At 70.8% G+C, this 22,759-nt stretch carries 26 protein-coding genes and 1 pseudogene; 16 read left to right on the forward strand and 11 right to left on the reverse strand.

Features of this window, described 5'->3' with window-relative positions; genetic code table 11:
• Window positions 1-16: 16 nt before the first annotated feature.
• Window positions 17-1,108: a cell division protein ZapE gene (zapE, locus tag FHX80_RS25020; protein ID WP_145766250.1), complete on the reverse strand. Its 1,092-nt coding sequence runs from the start codon at window positions 1,106-1,108 to the stop codon at window positions 17-19.
• A gap of 57 nt (window positions 1,109-1,165) precedes the next feature.
• On the opposite strand from zapE, the gene FHX80_RS25025 reads away from it, so the two are divergent.
• From FHX80_RS25025 to msrB, 4 genes are all read left to right on the forward strand, one after another.
• Window positions 1,166-1,930 carry a pyrimidine reductase family protein gene (locus FHX80_RS25025; RefSeq protein ID WP_145766251.1) on the forward strand — a complete coding sequence of 255 codons (765 nt, stop codon included), beginning with the start codon at window positions 1,166-1,168 and terminating at the stop codon, window positions 1,928-1,930.
• A gap of 147 nt (window positions 1,931-2,077) precedes the next feature.
• The gene (locus tag FHX80_RS25030) at window positions 2,078-2,530 is read left to right on the forward strand and encodes an indole-3-glycerol phosphate synthase (RefSeq protein ID WP_145766252.1); all 453 of its coding nucleotides are present in this window, start codon (window positions 2,078-2,080) and stop codon (window positions 2,528-2,530) included.
• 41 nt (window positions 2,531-2,571) lie between these two features.
• Window positions 2,572-3,966 carry a UDP-N-acetylmuramate--L-alanine ligase gene (gene murC / locus FHX80_RS25035; RefSeq protein ID WP_145766253.1) on the forward strand — a complete coding sequence of 465 codons (1,395 nt, stop codon included), beginning with the start codon at window positions 2,572-2,574 and terminating at the stop codon, window positions 3,964-3,966.
• Window positions 3,967-3,976: 10 nt separating this feature from the next.
• Window positions 3,977-4,381 carry a peptide-methionine (R)-S-oxide reductase MsrB gene (gene msrB / locus FHX80_RS25040; RefSeq protein ID WP_145766254.1) on the forward strand — a complete coding sequence of 135 codons (405 nt, stop codon included), beginning with the start codon at window positions 3,977-3,979 and terminating at the stop codon, window positions 4,379-4,381.
• A gap of 38 nt (window positions 4,382-4,419) precedes the next feature.
• Here the strand turns inward: msrB and FHX80_RS25045 are convergent, their stop codons facing one another.
• From FHX80_RS25045 to FHX80_RS25060, 3 genes are all read right to left on the reverse strand, one after another.
• A complete protein-coding gene (locus FHX80_RS25045) occupies window positions 4,420-4,881 on the reverse strand; it encodes a hypothetical protein (RefSeq protein ID WP_145766255.1) in 462 nt (153 codons plus the stop codon).
• Between the two features lie 290 nt (window positions 4,882-5,171).
• Window positions 5,172-7,655 carry a GTPase-associated protein 1-related protein gene (locus FHX80_RS25055; RefSeq protein WP_145766256.1) on the reverse strand — a complete coding sequence of 828 codons (2,484 nt, stop codon included), beginning with the start codon at window positions 7,653-7,655 and terminating at the stop codon, window positions 5,172-5,174.
• A 225-nt stretch (window positions 7,656-7,880) separates the two neighbouring features.
• The gene (locus tag FHX80_RS25060) at window positions 7,881-8,333 is read right to left on the reverse strand and encodes an NUDIX hydrolase (RefSeq protein ID WP_280118761.1); all 453 of its coding nucleotides are present in this window, start codon (window positions 8,331-8,333) and stop codon (window positions 7,881-7,883) included.
• An 82-nt stretch (window positions 8,334-8,415) separates the two neighbouring features.
• Here FHX80_RS25060 and FHX80_RS25065 point away from each other — a divergent pair, with 82 nt between their 5' ends.
• Window positions 8,416-8,970, forward strand: coding sequence for a hypothetical protein (locus tag FHX80_RS25065; RefSeq protein WP_145766257.1), 555 nt, complete (start codon window positions 8,416-8,418; stop codon window positions 8,968-8,970).
• On the opposite strand, the gene FHX80_RS25070 is transcribed toward FHX80_RS25065, so the two are convergent.
• A complete protein-coding gene (locus FHX80_RS25070) occupies window positions 8,961-9,206 on the reverse strand; it encodes a DUF397 domain-containing protein (protein ID WP_145766258.1) in 246 nt (81 codons plus the stop codon). The genes FHX80_RS25065 and FHX80_RS25070 overlap by 10 nt on opposite strands.
• Window positions 9,203-10,018 carry a helix-turn-helix domain-containing protein gene (locus tag FHX80_RS25075; protein WP_145766259.1) on the reverse strand — a complete coding sequence of 272 codons (816 nt, stop codon included), beginning with the start codon at window positions 10,016-10,018 and terminating at the stop codon, window positions 9,203-9,205. The genes FHX80_RS25070 and FHX80_RS25075 overlap by 4 nt, the downstream gene beginning before the upstream one ends.
• 153 nt (window positions 10,019-10,171) lie before the next feature.
• Here FHX80_RS25075 and FHX80_RS25080 point away from each other — a divergent pair, with 153 nt between their 5' ends.
• Window positions 10,172-10,633, forward strand: a complete 462-nt coding sequence (locus tag FHX80_RS25080; RefSeq protein WP_145766260.1) for an ATP-binding protein — start codon at window positions 10,172-10,174, stop codon at window positions 10,631-10,633.
• Between the two features lie 21 nt (window positions 10,634-10,654).
• Here FHX80_RS25080 and FHX80_RS25085 read toward each other — a convergent pair whose 3' ends face one another.
• A complete protein-coding gene (locus FHX80_RS25085; RefSeq protein WP_145766261.1) occupies window positions 10,655-11,275 on the reverse strand; it encodes an L-threonylcarbamoyladenylate synthase in 621 nt (206 codons plus the stop codon).
• A 109-nt stretch (window positions 11,276-11,384) separates the two neighbouring features.
• A pseudogene (locus FHX80_RS25090) lies at window positions 11,385-11,708 on the reverse strand (MFS transporter); the annotation flags it as partial.
• 315 nt (window positions 11,709-12,023) lie between these two features.
• On the opposite strand from FHX80_RS25090, the gene FHX80_RS25095 reads away from it, so the two are divergent.
• Both FHX80_RS25095 and FHX80_RS25105 read left to right on the forward strand, forming a co-directional pair.
• Window positions 12,024-12,470: a MarR family winged helix-turn-helix transcriptional regulator gene (locus tag FHX80_RS25095; RefSeq protein WP_145766262.1), complete on the forward strand. Its 447-nt coding sequence runs from the start codon at window positions 12,024-12,026 to the stop codon at window positions 12,468-12,470.
• A 437-nt stretch (window positions 12,471-12,907) separates the two neighbouring features.
• Window positions 12,908-13,630, forward strand: a complete 723-nt coding sequence (locus FHX80_RS25105) for a GNAT family N-acetyltransferase (protein WP_145766263.1) — start codon at window positions 12,908-12,910, stop codon at window positions 13,628-13,630.
• A gap of 94 nt (window positions 13,631-13,724) precedes the next feature.
• Here the strand turns inward: FHX80_RS25105 and FHX80_RS25110 are convergent, their stop codons facing one another.
• Window positions 13,725-14,246 carry an NUDIX hydrolase gene (locus FHX80_RS25110; RefSeq protein WP_145766264.1) on the reverse strand — a complete coding sequence of 174 codons (522 nt, stop codon included), beginning with the start codon at window positions 14,244-14,246 and terminating at the stop codon, window positions 13,725-13,727.
• A 55-nt stretch (window positions 14,247-14,301) separates the two neighbouring features.
• Between FHX80_RS25110 and FHX80_RS35940 the strand changes: the two genes are divergently transcribed.
• Window positions 14,302-14,643, forward strand: a complete 342-nt coding sequence (locus FHX80_RS35940) for a hypothetical protein (protein WP_167523633.1) — start codon at window positions 14,302-14,304, stop codon at window positions 14,641-14,643.
• Between the two features lie 52 nt (window positions 14,644-14,695).
• On the opposite strand, the gene FHX80_RS25120 is transcribed toward FHX80_RS35940, so the two are convergent.
• Window positions 14,696-15,793 (reverse strand): MerR family transcriptional regulator, encoded by a 1,098-nt coding sequence (locus FHX80_RS25120; RefSeq protein WP_167523743.1) that lies wholly within the window; start codon window positions 15,791-15,793, stop codon window positions 14,696-14,698.
• A 162-nt stretch (window positions 15,794-15,955) separates the two neighbouring features.
• Here FHX80_RS25120 and FHX80_RS25125 point away from each other — a divergent pair, with 162 nt between their 5' ends.
• From FHX80_RS25125 to FHX80_RS25150, 6 genes are all read left to right on the forward strand, one after another.
• On the forward strand, window positions 15,956-16,186 hold the full coding sequence (locus FHX80_RS25125; protein ID WP_244318433.1) for a hypothetical protein: 231 nt from the start codon (window positions 15,956-15,958) through the stop codon (window positions 16,184-16,186).
• A 321-nt stretch (window positions 16,187-16,507) separates the two neighbouring features.
• Window positions 16,508-16,966 (forward strand): hypothetical protein, encoded by a 459-nt coding sequence (locus tag FHX80_RS25130; protein ID WP_145766265.1) that lies wholly within the window; start codon window positions 16,508-16,510, stop codon window positions 16,964-16,966.
• A 499-nt stretch (window positions 16,967-17,465) separates the two neighbouring features.
• A complete protein-coding gene (gene tdh, locus FHX80_RS25135; protein ID WP_145766266.1) occupies window positions 17,466-18,494 on the forward strand; it encodes an L-threonine 3-dehydrogenase in 1,029 nt (342 codons plus the stop codon).
• A gap of 51 nt (window positions 18,495-18,545) precedes the next feature.
• Window positions 18,546-19,739 (forward strand): glycine C-acetyltransferase, encoded by a 1,194-nt coding sequence (locus FHX80_RS25140; RefSeq protein WP_145766267.1) that lies wholly within the window; start codon window positions 18,546-18,548, stop codon window positions 19,737-19,739.
• Between the two features lie 55 nt (window positions 19,740-19,794).
• A complete protein-coding gene (locus FHX80_RS25145; protein WP_145766268.1) occupies window positions 19,795-20,721 on the forward strand; it encodes a LysR family transcriptional regulator in 927 nt (308 codons plus the stop codon).
• A 125-nt stretch (window positions 20,722-20,846) separates the two neighbouring features.
• Window positions 20,847-21,410, forward strand: a complete 564-nt coding sequence (locus tag FHX80_RS25150) for a cysteine hydrolase family protein (protein WP_145766269.1) — start codon at window positions 20,847-20,849, stop codon at window positions 21,408-21,410.
• Between the two features lie 139 nt (window positions 21,411-21,549).
• Here the strand turns inward: FHX80_RS25150 and FHX80_RS25155 are convergent, their stop codons facing one another.
• Window positions 21,550-21,936 carry a VOC family protein gene (locus FHX80_RS25155; RefSeq protein ID WP_145766270.1) on the reverse strand — a complete coding sequence of 129 codons (387 nt, stop codon included), beginning with the start codon at window positions 21,934-21,936 and terminating at the stop codon, window positions 21,550-21,552.
• 119 nt (window positions 21,937-22,055) lie between these two features.
• On the opposite strand from FHX80_RS25155, the gene FHX80_RS25160 reads away from it, so the two are divergent.
• Window positions 22,056-22,694, forward strand: coding sequence for a nucleoside/nucleotide kinase family protein (locus tag FHX80_RS25160; protein ID WP_145766271.1), 639 nt, complete (start codon window positions 22,056-22,058; stop codon window positions 22,692-22,694).
• The last annotated feature ends 65 nt before the right edge of the window (window positions 22,695-22,759 follow it).

The following is a 22,759-nucleotide window of genomic DNA, read 5'->3' on the forward strand; positions in this document are numbered from 1 at the left end:
GTCACACCCCCCGAACCTACTGCGCCACCAGTCCCTTTGCGTCGCGCGCCAGCGCCGTCAGCCGGGAGATTGCCCTGAAGTACTTCTTCCGGTACCCGCCGTTCAGCATTTCCTCGCTGAACAGCCGGTCGAACGGCAGCCCGGAGGCGAGTACCGGCACCTCCCGGTCGTACAGCCGGTCCGCGAGCACCACGAGCCGCAGAGCGGTCGACTGGTCGGCCACCGGCTGCACCTCGGTGAGGCACACGGCCCGCAGACCGTCCGTCAGCGCGCCGTACCGGCTCGGATGGACGCGGGCCAGATGGTCGAGCAGCGCGGGGAAGTCGTCCAGGCTGGCGCCCTCGGTCTCGTACGCGGCCCTGGTGACCTGCTCCTCGGAGTACGGCGGCGGGGCCTCGGGCAGACCGCGGTGCCGGTAGTCCTCGCCGTCGATGCGCAGCGAGCGGAAGTGCGCGGACAGCCCCTGGATCTCCCGCAGGAAGTCGGCCGACGCGAACCGGCCCTCGCCGAGCTTGCCCGGCAGCGTGTTGGACGTCGCGGCGAGCGCCACCCCCGCCTCGACCAGCCGGCTCAGCAGCGAGGAGACCAGCACCGTGTCGCCCGGGTCGTCGAGTTCGAACTCGTCGATGCACAGCAGCCGGTGCCCGCTCAGCGTCCGCACGGTCTGCTGGAAGCCGAGCGCGCCCACCAGGTTGGTCAGCTCGACGAAGGTGCCGAAGGCCTTCAGGGAGGGCGCGGCGGGCGTGGCGTGCCAGAGCGAGGCGAGCAGATGGGTCTTGCCGACGCCGTAGCCGCCGTCGAGGTAGACCCCGCGCGGCGCGCTGGGGGCCTGGGCCTTCTTCCCGAACCACTTGCGCTTCCCGGACCCGCTGGCGTGCGCCCCGCCGAGCCCGGCGGCGAAGTCGCCGAGGACCTTGACCGCCTCGATCTGGCTCGGCTGGTTCGGGTCGGGGACGTACGTATCGAAGCGCACCGAGTCGAAGCGCGGCGGCGGCACCATCTCGGCGACCAGCCGGTCGGCGGGGACGCGCGGTTCGAGGGCGCACAGGGACAGCGGGGCCGTTTCGGCTATGGGGCTGGGCCCCGGCACGGCGGTGGAGGACGACACAGGGGTCAAGTTTACGGCCGCGGGAGAGGTCGTCGCGGCCGTGCCAGACTGCGGAACATGCGACGCCTGTTCCCTGTGACCGATCTGACAGCGGCCGACGACCGAGGCGAGTGGAGCCTGGACGCTCTCGCCGACGCCTACGCCTACCCCGATACGGACGGCTCCTGGCTGCGCGCCAACATGGTGTCGACGCTCGACGGGGCGGCCCAGCACGACGGCCGCTCGCAGCCGATCTCGTGCGCGAGCGACATGCGGATCTTCGGCACCCTGCGCGGTCTGGCCGACGTGGTCGTGGCGGGTGCGGAGACGGTACGGCTGGAGGGGTACCGGCCCGCCCGCGCCCGGGAGGCCTTCGCGGCCCGGCGGGCGGCGGCCGGTCAGGGGCCCGCCCCGGCGGTTGCGGTGGTGAGCGGCAGCCTGGATCTGGACTTCTCGCTCCCGCTCTTCGTCTCCCCGTTGGTCCCGACACTCCTGCTGACCGGCGCGGGCGCGCCCCCCGACCGGATCGCGGCGGCCCGCAGGGCGGGCGCGGAGGTCGTGATCGCGGGGGAGGGGTCCCGGGTGGACCCCGCCAGGGCCGTACGGGAGCTGGCCGACCGCGGTCACCGGCGGCTGCTGACGGAGGGCGGGCCCCGGCTGCTCGGCCAGTTCGTGGCGGCGGGCGTGCTGGACGAGATGTGTCTGACCCTGGCACCGATGCTGACCGCCGGAGACGCCCAGCGGATCGCGGGCGGTCCGTCGGTCGCCGTGCCGGAACGATTCGCCCTGGCGTCGGTGCTGGAAGAGGCCGGGTTCCTCTTCTCTCGATACCGTCGAATCTGACAATCAGCGGAATATTCCGTTCCGGTTTGCGTTCGGTGGGCAGAATGGATCGCGGACCCCGTGCGAGCACGGGGAAGGATGGTTTCAGCAGTGGCCGGCGGCGGTCACTGAAGCAGAAGGGCGTCTGTGGTGTTCACCAGCGTTTTGATGATCGAGAAGCCCCTCACCTCCGAGGACGTCGAGTTCGTCACCACCCTGCACGGGGAGGAGCAGATCTCCTTCGTCGTGCTGATGCAGCCGCGTGGCGACCAGGCGGATGTGCTGTTGCGGGCCATCGACGACCTGGCGATGGGCGAACTGAAGGAAGCGGCCCGCGAGAGCCAGGAACCGGAGGGCAAGAACGCCAGGGAATCCGCCGAACTCGCGCTCGAAGTGTCCCTGGAGGCCTTGCGGCAGGCGGGCTCCGAAGCCGTCGGACAGGTGATCGAGGCCCACCCTTTGGACAAGCTCACGTCCGTGGTCGAGGAGGCGGAGGCCGACGAGGTCATCGTGCTGACCGCGCCGCACTACGTCGAGGAGTTCTTCCACCGGGACTGGGCGTCCCGCGCCCGGCACAAGGTCGGCGTACCGGTGCTCAAGCTCTTCGCGCACAGCGAATAGGCTGGGAGGCCTCACCCGCACCCACCCTGGGAGACACACGCATGGCACCCGGTATTCCTTCCGCCATGGAACGGCCGCACTTCATCGGCATCGGCGGCGCCGGAATGTCGGGCATCGCGAAGATCCTCACCAGGCGCGGTGCGAAGGTCGCGGGCAGCGACTCCAAGGAGTCCGCCACGGCCGATGCCCTGCGCGCGCTCGGGGCGACCGTCCACATCGGGCACACCGCCGGACATCTGGCGGACGACGCCACCTGCGTGGTCGTCTCCAGTGCCATTCGCGCCGACAACCCGGAGCTGGTGCGCGCCGGCGATCTCGCGATCCCCGTCGTGCACCGCTCCGACGCGCTCGCCTCGCTGATGGAGGGCCTGCGGCCCATCGCCGTCGCGGGCACCCACGGCAAGACGACCACCACGTCGATGCTGGCCGTCGCCCTGACCGAGCTGGGCCTGGACCCCTCGTACGCGATCGGCGGCGACCTGGCGGGACCCGGCACCAACGCCACGCACGGCGAGGGCGCGATCTTCGTCGCCGAGGCGGACGAGAGCGACCGGAGCTTCCACAAGTACGACCCCGAGGTCGCGATCGTCCTCAACGTGGAGCTGGACCACCACGCGAACTACGCCTCGATGGACGAGATCTACGACTCCTTCGAGACCTTCGTCGGCAAGGTCGTCCCCGACGGCACCCTGGTCGTCTCCGCCGACCAGGCCGGCGCCGTCGAGCTGACCCGACGGGTGCGCGACCTGTCCGCACTCAAGGTCGTCACCTACGGCGAGTCCGCGTCCGCCGACGTACGCGTCCACAAGATCACCCAGCGCGGTCTGACCAGCGAGGTCACGGTCGTGCTGAACGGGAAGTACCTCACCTTCACCGTCTCCGTGCCCGGCCGCCACTACGCGCTCAACGCGGTGGCCGCCCTCGCCGCCGGTGTCGCCCTCGGCATCCCGGCGCACAACCTCGCCTCGGCCCTCGGTAAGTACACCGGGGTCAAGCGCCGCCTCCAGCTCAAGGGCGAGGCGGCCGGCGTCCAGGTCATCGACAGCTACGCGCACCACCCCACCGAGATGACCGCCGACCTCGAAGCGATGCGCGGCGCCGCCTCCGACGCCCGCCTCCTGGTCGTCTTCCAGCCCCACCTCTTCTCCCGCACCCAGGAGCTCGGCACCGAGATGGGCCAGGCCCTCGCGCTGGCCGACGCCTCCGTGGTGCTGGACATCTACCCGGCCCGCGAGGACCCGATCCCCGGCATCACCAGCACCCTGATCATCGACGCGGCGCAGGCGGCCGGCGCCGATGTCACCGCCGTCCACGACAAGGCGACGGTCCCCGAGGTCATCGCGGGAATGGCGAAGCCCGGCGATCTCGTTCTCACCATGGGGGCGGGCGACGTCACGGACCTCGGCCCGCAGATCCTGGACCACCTGTCGAGCTGAGGGAGCCATCGTGCCGTACGACATCGACAAGCCGGACGAGGAGTGGCGGGCGGAGCTGTCGCCCGCCGAGTACGCGGTGCTGCGCAAGGCCGGCACCGAGCCCGCCTTCGTCGGCGAGTACACCGACACCAAGACGACGGGCGTCTACTCCTGCCGCGCCTGTGACGCGGAGCTGTTCCGCTCCGACACCAAATTCGAGTCGCACTGCGGCTGGCCGTCCTTCTACGACCCGAAGGACTCCGACGCGGTCGAACTGATCCAGGACCGCACCCACGGCATGGTCCGTACCGAGGTCCGCTGCGCCCGCTGCGGCTCGCACCTGGGCCATGTCTTCGAGGGCGAGGGCTACCCGACCCCGACGGACCAGCGGTACTGCATCAACTCGATCTCACTGCGGCTGACCCCCGACGCCTGACGCCGGGGCCCGGCCCGAGGAGGACTGACGCGCCTGCGTCAGTCCTCCTCCGGCGTCTCGGGCTTCAGCAGCGGGTGCACCACACCGGGGAAGACCCGGGCCCGCACGACCTCCTCGGCCGAACCGCCCTGGATCACCGTCTCCGCCACACCCCAGGGCCGCCCCGGCAGCTCGACGAGCAGCGTGTACGAGGCCGGGCAGCCGGTGCACTCGTAGCGGTCGACCCAGGTCTCCACCTCGGTGGCACTTCCCGGATACCGCGCCACGTGCCGGTGCTGGGCGTGGCACTGCTCGCACATGTCGCCGGGCTCGCACGTGCCGCCGCACGGGCACGGCAGGTCGAGGGAGTCGACCGGGCGCCAGCGCTGGGTGACGACGGCCTCACGGGTGGCGCCCATGTCCTTCATCGCCTTGAGATTGCGGGCGGCCACGTTGTACGACTCACCGGTCGCGGCCATCCGGTCCCGGATCACGTCCTTGCGCCCACGGTTCGTCGTCATCTTGTTCCTCCTGGGGTTCACGCAGCCTGCTGGGGCCCGTCGTCACACGGCCGTCGTCGCCCGGAGGGCGGCCGTGCGGCATCTGGTGCGTGCGATCGCAAGGCACCGGAATGGTCTCGTAGCGGAGCTACCAGGGCATTTCGGCAACGCCGCGAGCGTGCGTGCCGGACGCCGCGCGGCAGACGGCAGTGTGACGACGGGCCCCAGGAGGCCCACGAGATCGGTAGACCCCAGGTTACCGGGCGCGGTGAGGCGCCCGTGACACACGGGATCCCGGCGTCCGGCGGACGTCAGCCGCGCCGGACGCGGCCCGCGAGCCGCCTGCCCAGCCGGCCGAGGGTGCCCTGGCCCCGGCGGTTCCAGTCGCGGAAGGCCTCGGCCCGGCCGCTGCTGCCCGAGCGCCCGACGGCCTCCTCCACGGCCGCCACCCCGTCGGCGGACAGCGCACGCACCGCGGGGCGCAGCACCTCCTCCAGCAGGGCGGCGGTGGTCCGGCTCCACTCGGCTCCCGCGTGCGGGTGGGCCGTCCACACGGCGAAGCAGCCGGCCGCGTAGCCGGGGTCGGCCTCCAGCCTCGCCCGGACGTCGGGGCCGTGCGCGGCCCGGTCGTACGCGGCGATGAGGTCCGCGTCGCCGCTGTGCGCGAGGGCGTACAGCTCCGCCTCCGGGCCGTCCGGGGCGAGCAGCCGCCCGGCCAGGGCGCCGAACGCGTGGCCGAGCACCTCCGGCTCCACCGGCTCGGCGCCCGGCCGCAGCGCGCGGACCCGTTCCGCCCAGTCCGGCGCCGCCGACCCCGACCGCAGCTCGCGGGCGAACTCCAGGAGCAGCAGGGCCCCGCGCGCCCGCCCCCCGATCTCCTGCGGGAAGCCGCGCAGCAGGTCATGGGCGAGCTCGGACGCGGCCTCGTCGTCGGCGGGGGCGTTCAGCGCCGCGGCGACCAGGTGCGACCAGGTGCCGGCCGTCCGGTGCGCGTCCGAGGTCGCGGCGTCCAGCAGCAGCCGGGCCTCGCCCACCGTCGGGGGACCGGCCTCCCACACCAGGCCCACCGCCGTCCGCAGCACCAGCGGCTCGGCGAACGGCGACATTCCGGCGGCCCGCAGCACCCGCTGCACCGCGCCCACCCGGTCGGCGCCGCAGCCCGCCTTGGCCTCGGGCGCCTCCGCGCACATCCGCAGGTGCGGCAGCGACTGCGTGCCGGTGAACGGCAGCGCCACCCGGCCCAACAGCCGCTCCGCCCCGGAGGGGTCATCCGGCGCGATCCGGTCCAGTGCGCCGAGCAGCGCCGTACGGACGTCGAACTGCTCGTCCATCAGCTCCAGCAGCGCGGGCGCCCAGCCGGGTGCGTCCTGCGCGTCCGTGTCCCGCGCGTCCGTGTCCCGCGCGTCCGTGAGGAGGGCGGGCGCCAGCCGCCGTACGAGGCCGGGCAGCAGCTCCGCGCAGTCCACGCCGAGCAGCCGGGCCACCCGCAGCAACTGCACGGTCCGGGCCACGTCCAGCCCGACGCCCGCGCCGCTCAGCTCGGTCAGGATCTCCGGGCCGAGCACGGCGGCGACGGCCGCGCCCTCCGGACCGCTGAAGGCCGTGCGGCCGGGCAGCTCCACGGAGCCGTTCCCGCCGCGTACCGCTTCGGTGACCAGCATCGCGGCCAGTGGGGTCGTGGTGGTCGCGGGGGAGCGGCCGTCCAGCGCGGCGAACAGCCGACCCGCGGCGTCGAACTCGGCCCCGGTGCGGTCGTCGACCCCTGCCGCGGTCAGCGCGTCGACCAGTTGCCGGGTGCGCTTGGCGTCCAGCGCGTAGGGCCGCTCGGCGGCCCAGCCCGCGGCGGCGGCCCTCTCGTTCGGCCCCAGCGCGATGCCCGCGCACAGGGCCGTCACGGCCACCGGCCCGGCGGCGAACGGCTCCCCGGGCAGCTCGGCCGCCTCCCGGAACAGTTCCGGTACCCGGTTTCGCCAGATCCGGGCGACGGTCTCGGCCCAGGGGTCGTCCACCGCCCCCTCCGGGCGGGGACCGGTGCAGGTGTGCACGCGGAGCCCGGGACCGGACAGCTCGTGCGCGTCCTGCGGCAGCACGCCGATGATCTGCTGCGGGGCGCGCTGCGGGTGCCGGGCGTACGTGGTGAAGGTCAGCCGCTCGGTGCTCTCCTGGGGCAGGACGGCCGCGGCCAGCGCGAGCCATCGGGCCACGTCCACGCTCTGCCGCTCGACGATCACGACCTTCGACGGCTCGGCCGTCTCGCTCAGCCGGCGCAGGTCGGACAGGACGCCCGCGAGCCAGGGGCCGCGGGAGACGGCGAAGTCGTTGAGCCCCTCACGTTCACCGGTGCGGCCCGTGGCGGCGGGGAGCGCGGTGACCGGATCCACCGCCGGTATCCGGGCCGGTGTCGCGGCGGCCCAGCGGGCCGACCGGCAGGCGGTGATCGGGAGTATCCCGCTCGGCAGCCGGGTGCCGGCGGGGAGATGGACCGCGTGGGCGTGGAAGCGCAGCGAGGACAGCTGCGGGGTGCGTACCGGTACGGTCCGGGCCAGCAGATGGCTGCCGTCGGACAGCACACTGAAGCTGAACGATTCGGGGAGTGCGCGCAGCGCGTTGTCCGTGACCTGTCGAGGGGTGCCGGTCGGCGGCTCGTACGCCAGGAGCGGACCGGCCTCGGTCAGCGCCGACGCGGGTATCGCCGCGTCAACTGCGCTGAAACGGGCGGGTATCGCCGCGTCCTCGCTGCTTTCCGGACCGTCCCCGTACGTTGCGGAGGTGTAGTGCAACTGCGCGAGGCTCATGCGTTGGCTCTCTTCGTCCCTGCCATGAATGTCCCCTGCCACCCACACCCGCCGTCCCGTGGTGGCAGCGCCGCCCCGGAAGAGCGACGACCCCGGCGGGGAGAGTTCCGCAGTCGCTGGGGCGACGCTATCAAGGACCCGCGTGCCCTTGCGGCGCGAAGCCCGAGCGGGGACATCACCCTCGGGGCCGGTGGTCCCGAAGGGCCCGTGCGATCAGGTCGTGGATCAGGAACTCCCCGGGGCCGCGGTTCTCCCTGATGCGGTCGAGGCCGTCAAGGGTGAACCAGCCGTAGGCGGAGTGCTTGGACCACTCCAGGGCGGGCCGGCCCAAGTCGCCTTCGACCTCGACGAGATAGTCCGCCTCGTGGCGCAGGCCCCGCCGTCGTCGCCGGTCCAGGTGCTGGTGCCGAGGAAGCGCCGCACATGGCGCAGCCGCCAGCCGGTCTCCTCCTCGACCTCCCGGGCCAGCGCGTTCAGAAGCGGTTCACCGGCCTCGACATGGCCGCCCACGATGTCCCACGTGTCGGGAAAGAGACGGCGGTCGGGGCTTCGCTTCTGCGCGAATGCCGCGCCGTCCTCGTTGAGGATGACCGCACCGACGGTCCACAGCGTGCCGGGGAGGGGGACGGGCACCTCGACGCCGCCGCTGACGGTGAACGAGCCTTTGTCTGTTGGCATAACCGCCAGCCTGGGAAGTCGTGCCCCGGGCGACCAGTATTCGCCCTTGTGGCCGACGACGCGCCCTCGCCAGAGTGTGGGAATGATCCTTCCCTTCACCCACGACGGTGAGCCTGGCAGCGTGACCGTGGACCTCGAACAGGTCGATGATCCGCTGACGATCGGCAAGCACCCCGCCACGCGGGGCTTCCCGTGCTGCACTTCTGCCGTGACCTATCCCGGCAGGGGATATCGGGCCATGTTCGGCTGGGTCCAGTTCGTCCGGTCGACGGACAACAGCAGTGGCGGTGCCGACTTCGACATGGACCCGTTCATCCTGTTCGAGGACGCGCCCTCCCCGTACGCCTTCTTCGGCTACCGACCCACCCTGTTCGACGCCCCGTCACGGGCCGAACGCCGGCCCATGGCCTGGCTCGCGCACAGCTTCCTGGCCCACACGCCACTGGACCGCGAACAGCGGTACGTGATGCCGCTGACCGGCTTCTCCTGGGGCTTCGACGTCGATGCAGCGGGAGACATCACCGTCCGGCCGGCGGCGGCCCTGACCGCCGCCGACTGGCACGAGCACCTGCCGTACCTGGACACCACCCACCCGGCCTGGGAGTTCGACAAATGGCGGGCGGGCGCTCAGCCCTGAACCGCGTACGTGACGAAGTGGGTCCAGGTGGTGGGGGAGAGGGCGAGTTGGGGGCCCTCTTCGACCTTGGAGTCCCGGATGTGGACGGTGGTGGGGCAGGTGGCGACCTCTACACAGTCGTCCCCGGAGCCGCTGCTGTAGCTCGACTTGTGCCAGGACAGGGCGACTTCGACGCAGGAGTCGCCGTCGCCGCCGCTGTAGCTGCTCTTGAACCAGGACAGTTCTGTGGTGCTCATATCGCTCCTCGCATCCGCCGCAACAGGCTCAAGGAGTCCTCCAAGGAGAGAGCCTGCGAACGCATCCTGGCATATCGCATTTGGAGCATGCTCACGACTTTGGGATCGGAGATGAACTGACCGCTCTCCTGCCCCTCGCAGTAGCCGAACCAGCGGTTCTCGGGGGTCTCCAGAAGCCTCATGGGGCCGCCCAACCCAGCATGGTGCTCCCGCATCACTGGCATGATCTGAATCTCGATGTTCCGGAGCGAGACGAGCTCCAAAAGGTGTTCGACCATTCCGACGGTGACGTCCACGCCACCGGTCCTGCGCAGCAACAGATGTTCTTCGAGGATGAAGCTGTACGCGGTGTTGGGCCGCTGCCGCAACAACTCCTGGCGTTCCAGTCGCGCCGCCAACTGGGTCTCGATCTGCTCGTCGCCCAGCGGCGGCAACTGCTCGGCGAACAGCGCCCGAGCGTACGCCTCCGTCTGCAACAGGCCAGGGATCAAACGGCATTCGTACGTCTGGAGGGTGATCGCGTCCTGCTCCAGCTGCGCCCACTGGCGGAACCAGCTCGCCAGCCCGCGCCGCCGCGACAGATGCTTGGCCGCCGCGCGCACGACCCCCATGCCGTCGAGGGCCACCTCCGACCGTTCCACGAAGGCGGGCGGCGGGAAGCGGCGGCCCTGCTCGATCGAGGCGACCATCGTCACCGAGTACTGCACCAAGGGCGCAAACTCCTCCTGGGTGAGTCCGGCCCGTTTGCGTAAGACCTTGACCACCTCGCCGAAGGCCTTGAGGCTGTCCGAGGGCTCGGGCTCGTCGGCCATGTGCGGTCACCTTTCGCGCGCTGTTCCCCGTCCACAACGAGCCCATGGTCACGCATAGTTATCGACACTGTCCACTCTCTGTGCTCGTACGCTGACCCAGCGTACGAGTGGCGTGGCTGGTCGCAGGGGCCGAGCCCGGCAAGGCTGACCCGCATGGAAGCATCCATCACCCCCCACCGGCCGCGCACCGAGAGGCTGTTCGTGCAGCGGTTCAGCTCCACCCCCCGAGGCGCCAGGCTCGCCCGCAGGCTCGCCGTTCATCAGCTGAACGTCTGGGGCATCCCGTACCGCTCGGACATGTCCGACACTGCCGCGCTGCTGGTGGCCGAACTGGCGGCCAACGCGGCGACGCACGGCCGGGTACCGGGGAGGGACTTCGAGCTGCTGCTGGGCATGGACGCCGCAGGTCCCGAGCGGCTCGGCAGGCTCCGGATCGAGGTCACCGACACCCGGGGCGAGTGCCGTCCGCCCGGCCCCGGGGAGGTCGTGAAACCGCCGCCCGGGTCCGGCAGCGGGCACGGTCTGGTGCTCGTCGAGGCGCTGGCGGACCGTTGGGCGGTGCTGGAGCGTGTACCGGGGAAGACGGTCGGCGTGGAACTGGACCTGTTGTACTGAATCCGGCCCCGCCCCGACCGGTTACTCGAAGCGGGACGTGTCGCCGGCGCCCCGGCGTACGATCTCCAGCTCGCCGCTGGAGAAGTCGATGACGGTGGTCGGCTCCGTCCCGCAGTCGCCGGAGTCGACCACGACGTCCACTTCGTGGTCGAGGCGCTCCTTGATCTCCCAGCCCTGGGTCATCGGCTCCTCCTCGTCGGGCAGGAGCAGGGTGCTGGAGAGCAGCGGCTCGCCGAGTTCGGCCAGTAGGGCCTGGACGACGGCGTGGTCGGGGATGCGGACGCCGACGGTCTTCTTCTTCGGGTGCAGCAGCTGGCGCGGCACCTCCTTCGTCGCCGGAAGGATGAAGGTGTACTGGCCGGGCGTCGCCGCCTTGATCGCGCGGAACACGTCGTTGTCGATCTGCACGAACTGCCCGAGCTGGGAGAAGTTCTGGCACATGAGCGTGAAGTGATGGCGGTCGTCGAGGTTGCGGATCGCGCGGATGCGGGAGATGCCGTCACGGCTGCCGAGCTGACATCCCAGCGCGTAACAGGAGTCCGTCGGATACGCGACGAGTGCGCCGGAGCGGATGCTGTCGGCCACGGTGCTGATGGTGCGCCGCTGGGGGTTTTCGGGATGTACATCGAAATACTTCGCCATTCGGCGAGTCTACGGCCGCGGAGGCGGGCGGTCCGGCCCGCAAGCAGGTTGCCCCGCCCCGGGAGGGACAGGACAACCTGTTCGGGTGGCGAGGGCCGGCCGGGGCTCGTCAGGCCTTGGCCTCGGACGTCTCGGGCACTTCACGTGTTGCGGGCCGGGCGATCACGGGCTCCGGCTTCGCGGCGGCCCGTACGGGGATGAGGGCGGCGATCACCGCTGCTGCCAGCCCCACGCCGCGGCCGATCAGCATGGCGGCGCGGAATCCGCCTGCCGACGGCAGGACGTGGCCGCCGAAGCCCGTGGTCATCTGGGCCATCACGACACCGATGACGGCGGCGGACAGGGAGCTGCCGATCGAGCGCATCAGCGTGTTGAAGCTGTTGGCCGAGGCGGTCTCGGACTGCGGCACGGCCGACATGATGAGCGCCGGCAGGTGTCGAGCAGCCTTGGGAGTTCCGCGATCAGCGGCACCACCAGGGTCTGCGTGATCGCGGCCACGATGCCCGCGAAGGCGAGGATGCCGACAACGCCGCCTGCGCGGGCTGTGGGCTGGATTCTGTCCACGGGTACTCCTGTAGCTGTGCCGTGCCATGACGGGATGCGTCATGAAGTAGATGTGCACCGTACATTAAATGTGGATCATACACACGAAGTGCATCATGCATACAGTCCGTGGTATATCTGTACGGAGAGTTGGCCTTCCCGGCGGGGAGGCAAGCCCCGCACCCGCAGTTGAAAGAAGCCTCGCGTGGACAAGCCCGTGGACCGCATCGAGTTCGAGACCATGCTTCTCGGCCGCCATATGAATCTGCTCGCCTCCAGGGGAGACGGCCGGCTGGACCGGAGCGCCTACATTCTCCTCAGCCGCATTCAGGTCGAGGGCCCGATGTCCATCGGTGACCTCCGGGACGCCTTCGGTCTGGACGCCTCCACGCTGAACCGGCAGACCGCCGCCATGCTGCGGGCCGGTGTCGTCGAGCGCATTCCCGACCCGGACGGCGGCATCGCCCGGAAGTTCGTCATCACGGAGGAGGGCACGCGGCGCCTGGACCGCGACCGGTCGGAGAATCTGGACGGCCTCGGCGCGCTGCTGGCCGACTGGACCCCCGAGGAGGCGGCCCAGCTCGCGGACAGCCTCGCCCGGCTCAACCGCGACATCGAACGCCTCGACGGGCGGCCCTGGCCGCGGGACTGATCACCGGGGCCGGGGTCGGCCCCTTCCGCTACGCGCAAGCTGCCCGAACTCGATCGACACATCGCGCAGACTCAGGCCCTGCGGCAGGCAGTCGCGGACTGCCCGGAGTGCGGCTGCATGAAATTCGATCAGTGCGTACTGCTCGATACAACGGACGCGGCACCCTGACCGCACAGCCGACGGCCGTGCAACTGCCGGGCTCTGTCGCCGGGAGGCGGCAACGCGCGCCCACATTTCGAAACGGTCGGTACGGCGGCGACGCGCGCCCACATTTCGAAACGGTCGGTACGGCGGCGACGCGCGCCCACATTTTGAAACGGTCGGTACGGCGGCGACGCGACGTGGCTGTCCTGAGCGAGTGTCCTTCCTGCGCCTCGGGACTGGCCGGCGGGTCAATTGTAAGGTCAGACGCTGACTTCGCCTGACAGGATCGGGCCATGCCGATAGACCCTTTGCTACTCAGAGCTCGTGCTCTGTGGGAAGACCTTGCCCGAGTACCGGTGTCGTTCCCGCCGCCGGGTGGTGTGCACGTGGTGGTCTCCCAGGAGTCAGGGCTGTGCCCGGCCGGCTGGCTGGGGGTGGTGGCTCTCGGTGAGTCGGCGATCGTGACCGTGCCGACTGAGAGCGCCGCAGTGATCGTGCGCGGCGCACTGGCGGGACTGTCGGTGGAAGGTGTCGTGGACGGCACTTCAATCCGGACTGTCCTGCCTGTTGCGAGGGCGTTGGGACCGGCGGTGTTGTCGTATGTGTCTCCGGAGGGTTTCCGCCCGGTCGCATCTGGTGCACTGTCGGCGGAGCAACTGCCGACCGGCCACCCGGATCTGCGGCGCCTGGAGAGAGCAGTCGGCGAGGGAGACGCTGGGGAGGCCGCGCTGAACGAGATCACGTCTCCCGCGTTCGTGGTCCGCGAACATGGTCAGGTAGTTGCTGCTGCCGGATATCGGGCCTGGCCGAGTCGCACCGCGCACATCGGCGTGCTGACCGCGCCGGCAGCGCGGGGGCGGGGGCTGGCACGGGTGACGGGTTCAGCGACGGTCGCACATGCCCTCGCTGCCGGGCTGCTACCGCAATGGCGTGCACGGCCTCCCGCCTCCCGGCGCGTTGCAGCCGCGTTGGGCTTCGAAGAACTGGGCTTCCAGCTGAGCGTCGAGATCGTCTGATCGGTGAAGTGCGGCATGCGGAGGTCGACCAGTTGGGGCCGACCGTCAGCCGGGGCCCGACTGAGCCCTGAACCGCGGCGACCCGCATCGCCGATCATCCGGCCGCCGGCTCGCCCGCACCGCTGCCGAACCCGGACTCCAGATATCGGCGCAGAGCCTCCCGCCCTCCCGGAACGAAGAGCCACTCATCAGCGACTTCACGCAGTTCGTCCACTGTCATCCAGTCCTGCCAGTCGATCTCAACCGGGTCCGGCACCAGAGCCTCCGACACGACGGCCTCATGCACCCCGAACCAGATGGGACTAATCCCTGCCCTGCAAAGGAACTTGAACAGGAACCGCACCGGCACACGAACGCCCAGCTCTTCAGTCAGCTCGCGGACTGCCGCCTGCTCATACGACTCGCCCACGTCCACGGCGCCGCCGACCATCACGTCGTAGTAGCCCGGGAACCGGGACAACGTCTCGGCCCGCCGCAGCACCAAGATCCGCCCCTCGCGATCACGACAGATCGTCGTTGCAATGCGATGCGGCCAGTTCTCACGCACCGCCTCATCTCGGTCGACGACTCCCAGCACGCGGTCATGCTCATCGACGTGCTCAACCAGTTCACTCATGGAGGCACGATCTCAGCCCCCAATGACAACGCTGCCCGACGAGCACCACGGGTAAGTGATCCGCACCACAGGAGATCTGACGGAATGCAACGCGTCACGAGGCTGTCTACCCGGCCGAGACGATCGAGGCGCACAGGGCGTTCATCGTCCGCCGCCGGGCCACCCGGCCCAACGCGCCCGCCTCGAGGAGATCCACGACAACCTCAACGCCCGAATCGCCGAAGCCGAACACGAAGGCCGGCTCGGCGAGATCGAAGGTGTGCGAACCAGCCCCGCCGGAGCGGAGGACAAGCTTGCGCGGATCGACCAGCGGAGCTCGCGGGCGATCGACCTGGGCATGCCGGGTCGGGCCGCCGGTCCTGTCCGCAGCGCCACGCCCGCTGAGCGCCGCACATGACCGGTGGGCCACCCAGGAGCCGCCACGACGCTGACGCTGCGACGCGGTTGGTTCAAGCCATGAGCAGGCGGAGGCCGAGATCTGCCGTGTCGAGGTCGGCGAGGTCGCTGTTGCGCTCGGCCCACCGGCCGGAGTCGAGGTCGTCGCCGAGGCTTCGTACCGCCCGCTGCTCGGCCTCCGGCCCGACCCTCGTCCACACCGACATCGCACGGCGCACATGATCCTCCAGATACGCCCCCGGTCGGCGCCAGTACGCCTCGAACAGGCCGTCAGCGCAATCCCACGGAATTGGGACCGGCTCAGCGCGTGCGCCGATCGCGTCGGCCATCCCGGCGAGCGAGGGAAACTCTGCGAGGACGTCGGCGAACTCGGGCAGGTAGTCGCGGGTTAGCCAGAACCGGTCCTGCCATCCGGGCTCGTCGGTGTCGAACGTGAGCACCACCACGCGGCGGGCCACGCGCCGCATCTCGCGCAGCCCCGCTATGGGGTTCCCCCAGTGGTGAACGGTGGAGACGGCCATCGCGACGTCGAAGGAGTGGTCCTCGAACGGCAGGTTCTCCGCGGCGGCGGCCACACACGGCGCCGCGCCGGCAGGCCGCTGCCCCCGCATGACCGCCGATGGCTCCACCGCGGTCACGTCGCGATCAGCCGGCTCGTAGGAGCCGGTGCCGGCCCCGACGTTCAGCACCGTCCGCGCGTCCCCGAGCGCGCCCCAGATCTGCGCGGCGATCCGCGGCTCGGTATGCCGTGTCGCGGTGTAAGCGCCGCCGATCGCGTCGTACAGTCGCGCACCGAGCATCTCCAGTTGCTCCTCCGGTGTCACCTTCAGTCCCTTCGCCCGTGCCGTGAGTTCCCTGTCGATGGCCGCCACCATGGCGTCAGCGCGATCACGCCGCTCCAGCAGCAGGCCGCGCAGTCGGCGCAGGTGTGCGACCGCGTCGGTGGACGGGTCACCGACCAGTTCCGCAACCTCCCGCAGCCCGAAGCCCAACCGCCGATAGGCCAGCACCTCACGCAGCCGCTCCACGTCGCCCGCCGAATAGGCCCGGTACCCGGCCGCGGTTCGCGCCGAAGGCCGAACGAGCCCAATCTCGTCATAGTGATGCAGCGTGCGGACGCTCACGCCGGCCAGCTCGGCCACATGTCCCACGGTCCAGTGATCCTCCACGGCACCGACTGTGCAGCCTGACGCCACGTGAGGGTCAAGAGCCTCACTCACGGCAGCAAGAGCCGAACGCGAAGGGGCGGTCCGAGGCGACTCCTGCGAGCCAGAGCGATGGTCCGGTTCGGAGAAGACTGAATCCGATGCCCGATGCGGCAGATCAACCCCAAGATGCCGCTGTGGCCGGTCGAGATCGAGAGGGACCTGGTTCTCCGTCGCAAGCGAGCCGAGGAGGAGCAGTGGCGGGGCGAGATTGAGGACATCGACATGACGTTGATCTTCGTCCGCACCAAACAAGCCGAACAAGCCGACGCGGCCCGGACCGCCGTCAGAACCACAGTCCTGTTTGGCCTGCCCGGTACTCGTCACGTGAGCGGGTGAACGTCGCCGGATCCCAGGCATGGCGACCGGCGAGGCCGGAGGGATGTCCGAGTGTCGTGCTCTACTGGTTGGGGTGCGGTCATTTCTGCATCAATACGCATACAACGGAGGTGAGTTCGTGTCGTCCGTGCTGGAGGCCCTGTCTATTGTTTCCACGACGGGCAGCGTTGCCGCCGCAGTCGCATCCAGGTATGTCGCGCACCGAATCGGGCGCCGAGAGACTGCCCGGAGCCGGCAGCGAGGGATCGTCGCCGAGCTGGCACGCAGTCTGCGAGCTGGGGAGGTCCCACGAGACCTGGGCCGACTCGGGGGGTCGGGCCGATGAACCGAGGCCAGAGGGATCAAGATCTTCGGGACGTCTATCAGCTCGTTCTGCAGCGGACGGACTTGGACGGACCGGGCAAGGCCGCGTTGCTCGAGGCATGGAACGCTCGCGAGCAGCGCGAGCACGAACGGGCGCAGCGGGCAGATGAGCGGAAGCAACAGCGCTTCGAAACGGTGATGGGCTTCCTCGCGCTGATCGCGTTGCTCCTGGCCACCGTTTGGCTGGCCCGGAGCGGGCACGCCTGGGTCGCAGTCGCACTCATCCCACCGATGGTGGTGGTGGTTGCCAAGTTTCTCGGTCGGCCTGTCACCGCTTCGGAGGCAAGCCTGATCGGCTCGGGGGTCAGCGGCGCCTTCCGTGGCCTTCGGGAGGCCATGAATGGTGCGGCATCCCAGCCTGCGCCTGCCGCCGGCCCAGTGCCGACCAACGGTCCGGCCGGTCCGCCAGTTCCATAAGGGCAGCGCGACGGCCGGGACGGAGCCTCCGTCCCGGCCGTCGCCGCGTCATCGGCGTTCTCCGCTGCTTCCGGCGCACCAAGACCTCGAAGGTTCTCCTTGACCTGGCGCAGAGAACGGCGTTCCTGCTGGAGGCGCGAACCGCTGAAGGAGTGAAGGGGCGACGGGGTTCAGGGCCGTGCGTGCGCCGAATGGAGCAAGCCGTCCCCTGGGGAGGAAGCCGGGAAAGAAGCCGGACTCCGGCAGCCCGGCGAGCGGCCGGGCCCCCGCCCGCGCGGCGGGGCGTGAAGCGGAGCTGCGGCCGCGCTTAAGAAAACCTCGATGGACCTGGGGCGCGCGGTACGGCAGATTTCTCCGTGACGGCGGAGGATGGTGCGCGGCAGCCGGTCGAAGCGCGCTGCCACGCCGTCCCCTCATTCTTCCCCGGGCCGCAGGCTTCCTCAGGCATGCCCCCGGCCCGGGGAGATCAACGCCGTACCAGGTACAGGGAGCCGCAGCCGTGAAGGCACTCGTGAAGCAGAAGGCCGAGCCGGGACTCTGGCTGATGGACGTTCCCGAGCCGGAGACCGGTCCCTCGGACGTGCTCATCAAGGTGCTCCGTACCGGCATCTGCGGTACCGACCTGCACATCCGTAACTACGACGGCTGGGCGCAGCAGGCGGTCAGGACCCCGCTCGTCCTGGGCCACGAGTTCGTCGGCGAGGTCGCCGCGATCGGGTCCGATGTCGTGGACATCGCCGTCGGCGACCTGGTCAGCGGCGAGGGCCACCTGGTGTGCGGCAAGTGCCGCAACTGTCTGGCCGGCCGCCGCCACCTCTGCCGCTCCACCGTGGGGCTCGGTGTCGGCCGCGACGGGGCGTTCGCCGAGTACGTCGCGCTGCCCGCGTCCAACGTGTGGGTGCACCGGGTCCCCGTCGACCTGGACGTCGCCGCGATCTTCGACCCGTTCGGCAACGCCGTGCACACCGCGCTGACGTTCCCGCTGGTCGGCGAGGACGTACTGATCACCGGCGCCGGCCCGATCGGCATCATGGCCGCGGCCGTCGCCAAGCACGCCGGGGCCCGTAACGTCATGATCACCGACGTCAGCGAGGCCCGGCTGGAGCTGGCCCGCAAGATCGGCGTCAGCCTCGCCCTCAACGTCGGCGAGCAGTCCATCGTCGACGGTCAGCGGGAGCTCGGACTGCGCGAGGGCTTCGACATCGGCCTGGAGATGTCCGGCCGCCCCGAAGCGATGCGCGACATGATCGCGAACATGACGCACGGCGGCCGGATCGCGATGCTCGGACTGCCCTCCGAGGACTTCGCCGTCGACTGGTCCCGCATCGTCACCTCCATGATCACGGTCAAGGGCATCTACGGCCGCGAGATGTACGAGACCTGGTACGCCATGTCCGTCCTGCTGGAGGGCGGCCTCGACCTCGCCCCCGTGATCACCGGCCGCTACGGCCACCGCGACTTCGAGGCGGCCTTCGACGACGCGGCGAGCGGACTCGGCGGCAAGGTCATCCTCGACTGGACCGTCTGACCTCCTACCGCCCCGTCCGGCCGCTTCCGTACCCAGCTGGGAGACCCCTTCATGTTCGACTCCGTACGCGACGACATGCGCACCACCCTCGAAGAGATCGAGGCCGCCGGGTTGCACAAGCCCGAGCGCGTGATCGGCACCCCGCAGTCCGCGACCGTCGCCGTCACCGCGGGGGGCCGCCCCGGTGAGGTGCTCAACTTCTGCGCCAACAACTACCTGGGCCTCGCCGACCACCCCGACGTGATCGCCGCCGCGCACCAGGCGCTGGACCGCTGGGGCTACGGCATGGCCTCGGTCCGCTTCATCTGCGGCACCCAGGAGGTCCACAAGGAGCTGGAGCAGCGGCTCTCCTCCTTCCTGGGCCAGGAGGACACGATCCTCTACTCCTCCTGCTTCGACGCCAACGGCGGAGTCTTCGAGACCGTCCTGGGCCCGGAGGACGCGGTCATCTCCGACGCCCTCAACCACGCCTCGATCATCGACGGCATCCGGCTGTGCAAGGCCAAGCGCTTCCGCTACGCCAACCGCGACATGGCCGACCTGGAGCAGCAGCTCAAGGAGGCGTCCGGGGCCCGGCGCCGCCTCGTCGTCACCGACGGCGTCTTCTCCATGGACGGGTACGTCGCACCCCTGCGCGAGATCTGCGACCTCGCCGAGCGCTACGACGCCATGGTCATGGTCGACGACTCGCACGCCGTCGGCTTCGTCGGCCCCGGCGGGCGCGGCACCCCCGAACTGCACGACGTGATGGACCGCGTCGACATCATCACGGGCACGCTCGGCAAGGCGCTCGGCGGCGCCTCCGGCGGTTACGTCGCCGCCCGCGCCGAGATCGTCGCGCTGCTGCGCCAGCGCTCGCGCCCGTACCTCTTCTCCAACTCGCTCGCCCCGGTCATCGCGGCGGCCTCGCTGAAGGTCATCGACCTGCTGGAGTCCGCCGGAGACCTGCGCGAGCAGCTCAATGCCAACACCGCGCTCTTCCGCACCCGGATGACCGAGGAAGGCTTCGACGTCCTGCCCGGCGACCACGCCATCGCCCCCGTGATGATCGGGGACGCGGCGAAGGCAGGCCGGATGGCGGAGCTGCTCCTGGAGCGCGGTGTGTACGTGATCGGGTTCTCGTACCCGGTCGTCCCGCAGGGCGCGGCCCGTATCCGCGTCCAGCTGTCCGCCGCGCACTCCACGGCGGACGTCAACCGCGCGGTCGACGCGTTCGTGGACGCACGGACAGCCCTGGGCGCCTAGCACCCCGTCGCGGAGGGCGTACCGGACGCTCTCCGCGACCTGGGACAATAGGCACATGATCGATGCACGGCGGCTGCGCATCCTGCGTGCGGTCGCGGACCACCGCACAGTGACCGCGGCGGCCGCCGCGCTGTATCTGACCCCCTCCGCCGTCTCCCAGCAGCTGGCCGCGCTGGAGCAGGAGACCGGGCACCGGCTGGTCGAGCGCAACGCGCGAGGAACCAGGCTCACGGTTGCCGGCGAGATCCTGCTGACCCACACCAACGTGGTGCTGGCCCAGCTGGAGCGGGCGGAGGCGGAGCTCGCCGCCTACGGCGCGGGTGACGCCGGGACGGTCACGGTCGCCGCGTTCGCCACCGGCATCGGCCTGGTCCTCGCCCCCGCGATCGCCGCCCTCGGCAGGTCCGCCCCCGGCATCCGGGTCCGGGTCCAGGACGCGGAGGGCGACGCGAGCGTCCCGATGGTGCTGGACCGCCAGGTCGATGTGGCGGTGGCCGTCGAGTACCGGGGCGCACCGGGGGAGGACGACCGCCGGCTGACCCGGGTGCCGCTGTACTCGGAGCCGTTCGACGCGGTGCTCCCGGTGCGGCACCGGCTGGCGGACCAGGAGCAGGTGGCGATCGCCGATCTGGCGAAGGACACCTGGATCGGCCCCTACCCGGGCAACCCGTGCCATGACGTGGTGGTCCTGGCCTGCGAGTACGCGGGCTTCGCGCCCAGCCTCGAACACTCCTCGGACGACTTCCACGCGGTCGTCGCACTGGCCGGCGCGGATGCCGGAGTGGCCCTGGTCCCGAGATCCGCGCTGCGCGGGATGGACCTGACGGACGTGGTGGTCCGCCCGGTGCAGGGCGCCGCCCCGACGCGCCGGGTGTTCGCGGCGGTACGCCGTGGAGCGGAGGCGCATCCGCTGATCGCACCGGTGCTGGACGCGCTGGCGGGGGCGGCGGGAGGCGTGGGGCTCGGCCGCGGGACGGGCTGAGGCACCGGGCGCGGGCTTCCGGTGGCGGGTTTCGGGCCTCGAAGCGGATCTCCGGAATCGCCCGCCGCGGCCCGGCCGATCGGCCAGACTTGCTGCTCCTTCCCGGTGACGAAAGGGCAGTCGACATGGCGAACAGCGCGCTCCTCGTGATGGACGTCCAGCAGGACATCGTGGACATCGTCGACGACGGCTCCGGATATCTGCCGCGCCTGAGCAAAGCGATCGACGGTGCCCGCGCGGCCGGCATCCCCGTGATCTACGTGACGATCGGGTTACCGCCGGGCGATCCGGAAGTCAGCCCTCGCAACAGGGTGATCACGAACGCGGTGCGGGACGGCCTGTTCGCCGAGGGCGACGCCGGTACCGAGATCCATCCCGATGTCGCTCCCCGGCAGGGCGACGGCGTGGTCACCAAGAGGCGGGGGAGCGCATTCTCGGGCAGCGACTTCGACCTGGTGCTCAGGCGGCGCGGCATCGACAGCCTCGTCGTCACCGGCCTCGCCACCAGCGGTGTGGTGCTGTCCACCCTGTGCCAAGCCGTCGACCTGGACTTCGGCATCACCGTCCTGGTGGATGCCTGCCTCGACACCGACCCCGAACTGCACCGGGTCCTCACCGAGAGGCTGTTCCCGCGTTGGGGGGACGTCGTCACCGTCGAGGACTGGCTCCAAGTCATCGCACCGCGGTAGCGGGCGCAGAGCCGGCGCATCGGCGCGGTCCTCACCGGGCCCGGCCTCGGACCGGTTGGCGGCACGAGCCACCGCCGGGATCCTCCGGGTGCCGGGGTGTCCGGAGGACAACGGGATCCGCTGAGCGTCCCCGGCCGGGTCACGCGGGCTGGAGCAGGTCCCAGCGGTTGCCGTACAGGTCCTCGAAGACCGCGACCGAACCGTAGACCTCGTGCCGGGGCTCCTCCAGGAACCGCACCCCCGCCGCCAGCATCCGCGCGTGGTCCGCCGCGAAGTCCTCCGTGTGCAGGAAGAAGCCGACCCGGCCCCCGGTCTGCGCCCCGACGCTCGCCCCCTGCTCCTCGTCCTTGGCCCGGGCCAGCAGCAGACCCGAACCACGCGTCCCACGCGGCCGGACCACCACCCAGCGGGAGCCGTCGCCCCGGTCGGTGTCCTCGACCAGTTCGAAGCCGAGGGCGTCGGTGTAGAAGGCAAGTGCCTCGTCGTAGTCGCGGACGACCAGGGTGACCAGAGCGATGTGCGGCATGGGGGGTCCTCGTTGATCAGGGCGGGCAGGGGGAGTGCGCGGCGCAGGGCCCGTCGGCCGGATCGGGCCGGGCTCGCGGGGCCTGGGGGCGCCGGGCCCGCAGCGGGACAATATCGGGCATGGACACCAGTGACCTCATCGGGCTGACCGCCCGCGCCCGTCGGCTCGCCCTGGCCGGGGAGCGCCGCGTCCTCGGTATCGCCGGGCCACCCGGTGCCGGGAAGTCCACCCTGGCCCGGCAGTTGGTCGACGCCCTCGGGCCGCTCGCCGTCCTCGTGCCCATGGACGGCTTCCACCTCGCCCAGGCCGAACTGGAACGGCTCGGCCGTGCCGCGCGCAAGGGCGCGCCCGACACCTTCGACGCCGCCGGATACGCCGCCCTGCTCCGGCGACTGCGCACACCGCAGCCGGAGACCGTCGTGTACGCCCCCGCGTTCGACCGGGCCCTGGAGCAGCCGGTCGCCGGGTCCCTCCCGGTCGCCCCGGACGTTCCGCTGGTCGTCACCGAGGGCAACTACCTGCTCCACGGGGACGGCGGCTGGGCGCCGGTGCGCGGGCTGCTCGACGAGGCGTGGTACCTGGAGCTGGACCAGGACGTACGGATCCGCAGGCTCGTCGAGCGGCATGTGCGGTTCGGGAAGCCGCGGCCGTACGCGGAGCGCTGGGTCGCCGGTTCCGACGAGACGAACGCACGGCTCGTCGCCCGCGGCCGCGACCGGGCCGACCTCGTCGTACGGCTCGGGCCCGTCCGACCCTGATCCGCCGGACTCTGATCTGCCGGACCTTGATCCGCCGGGCCCTGATCCGCCGGGCCCGGACCCGG

The organism is Streptomyces brevispora, from assembly GCF_007829885.1.
GTDB classification, from domain to species: Bacteria; Actinomycetota; Actinomycetes; order Streptomycetales; family Streptomycetaceae; genus Streptomyces; species Streptomyces brevispora.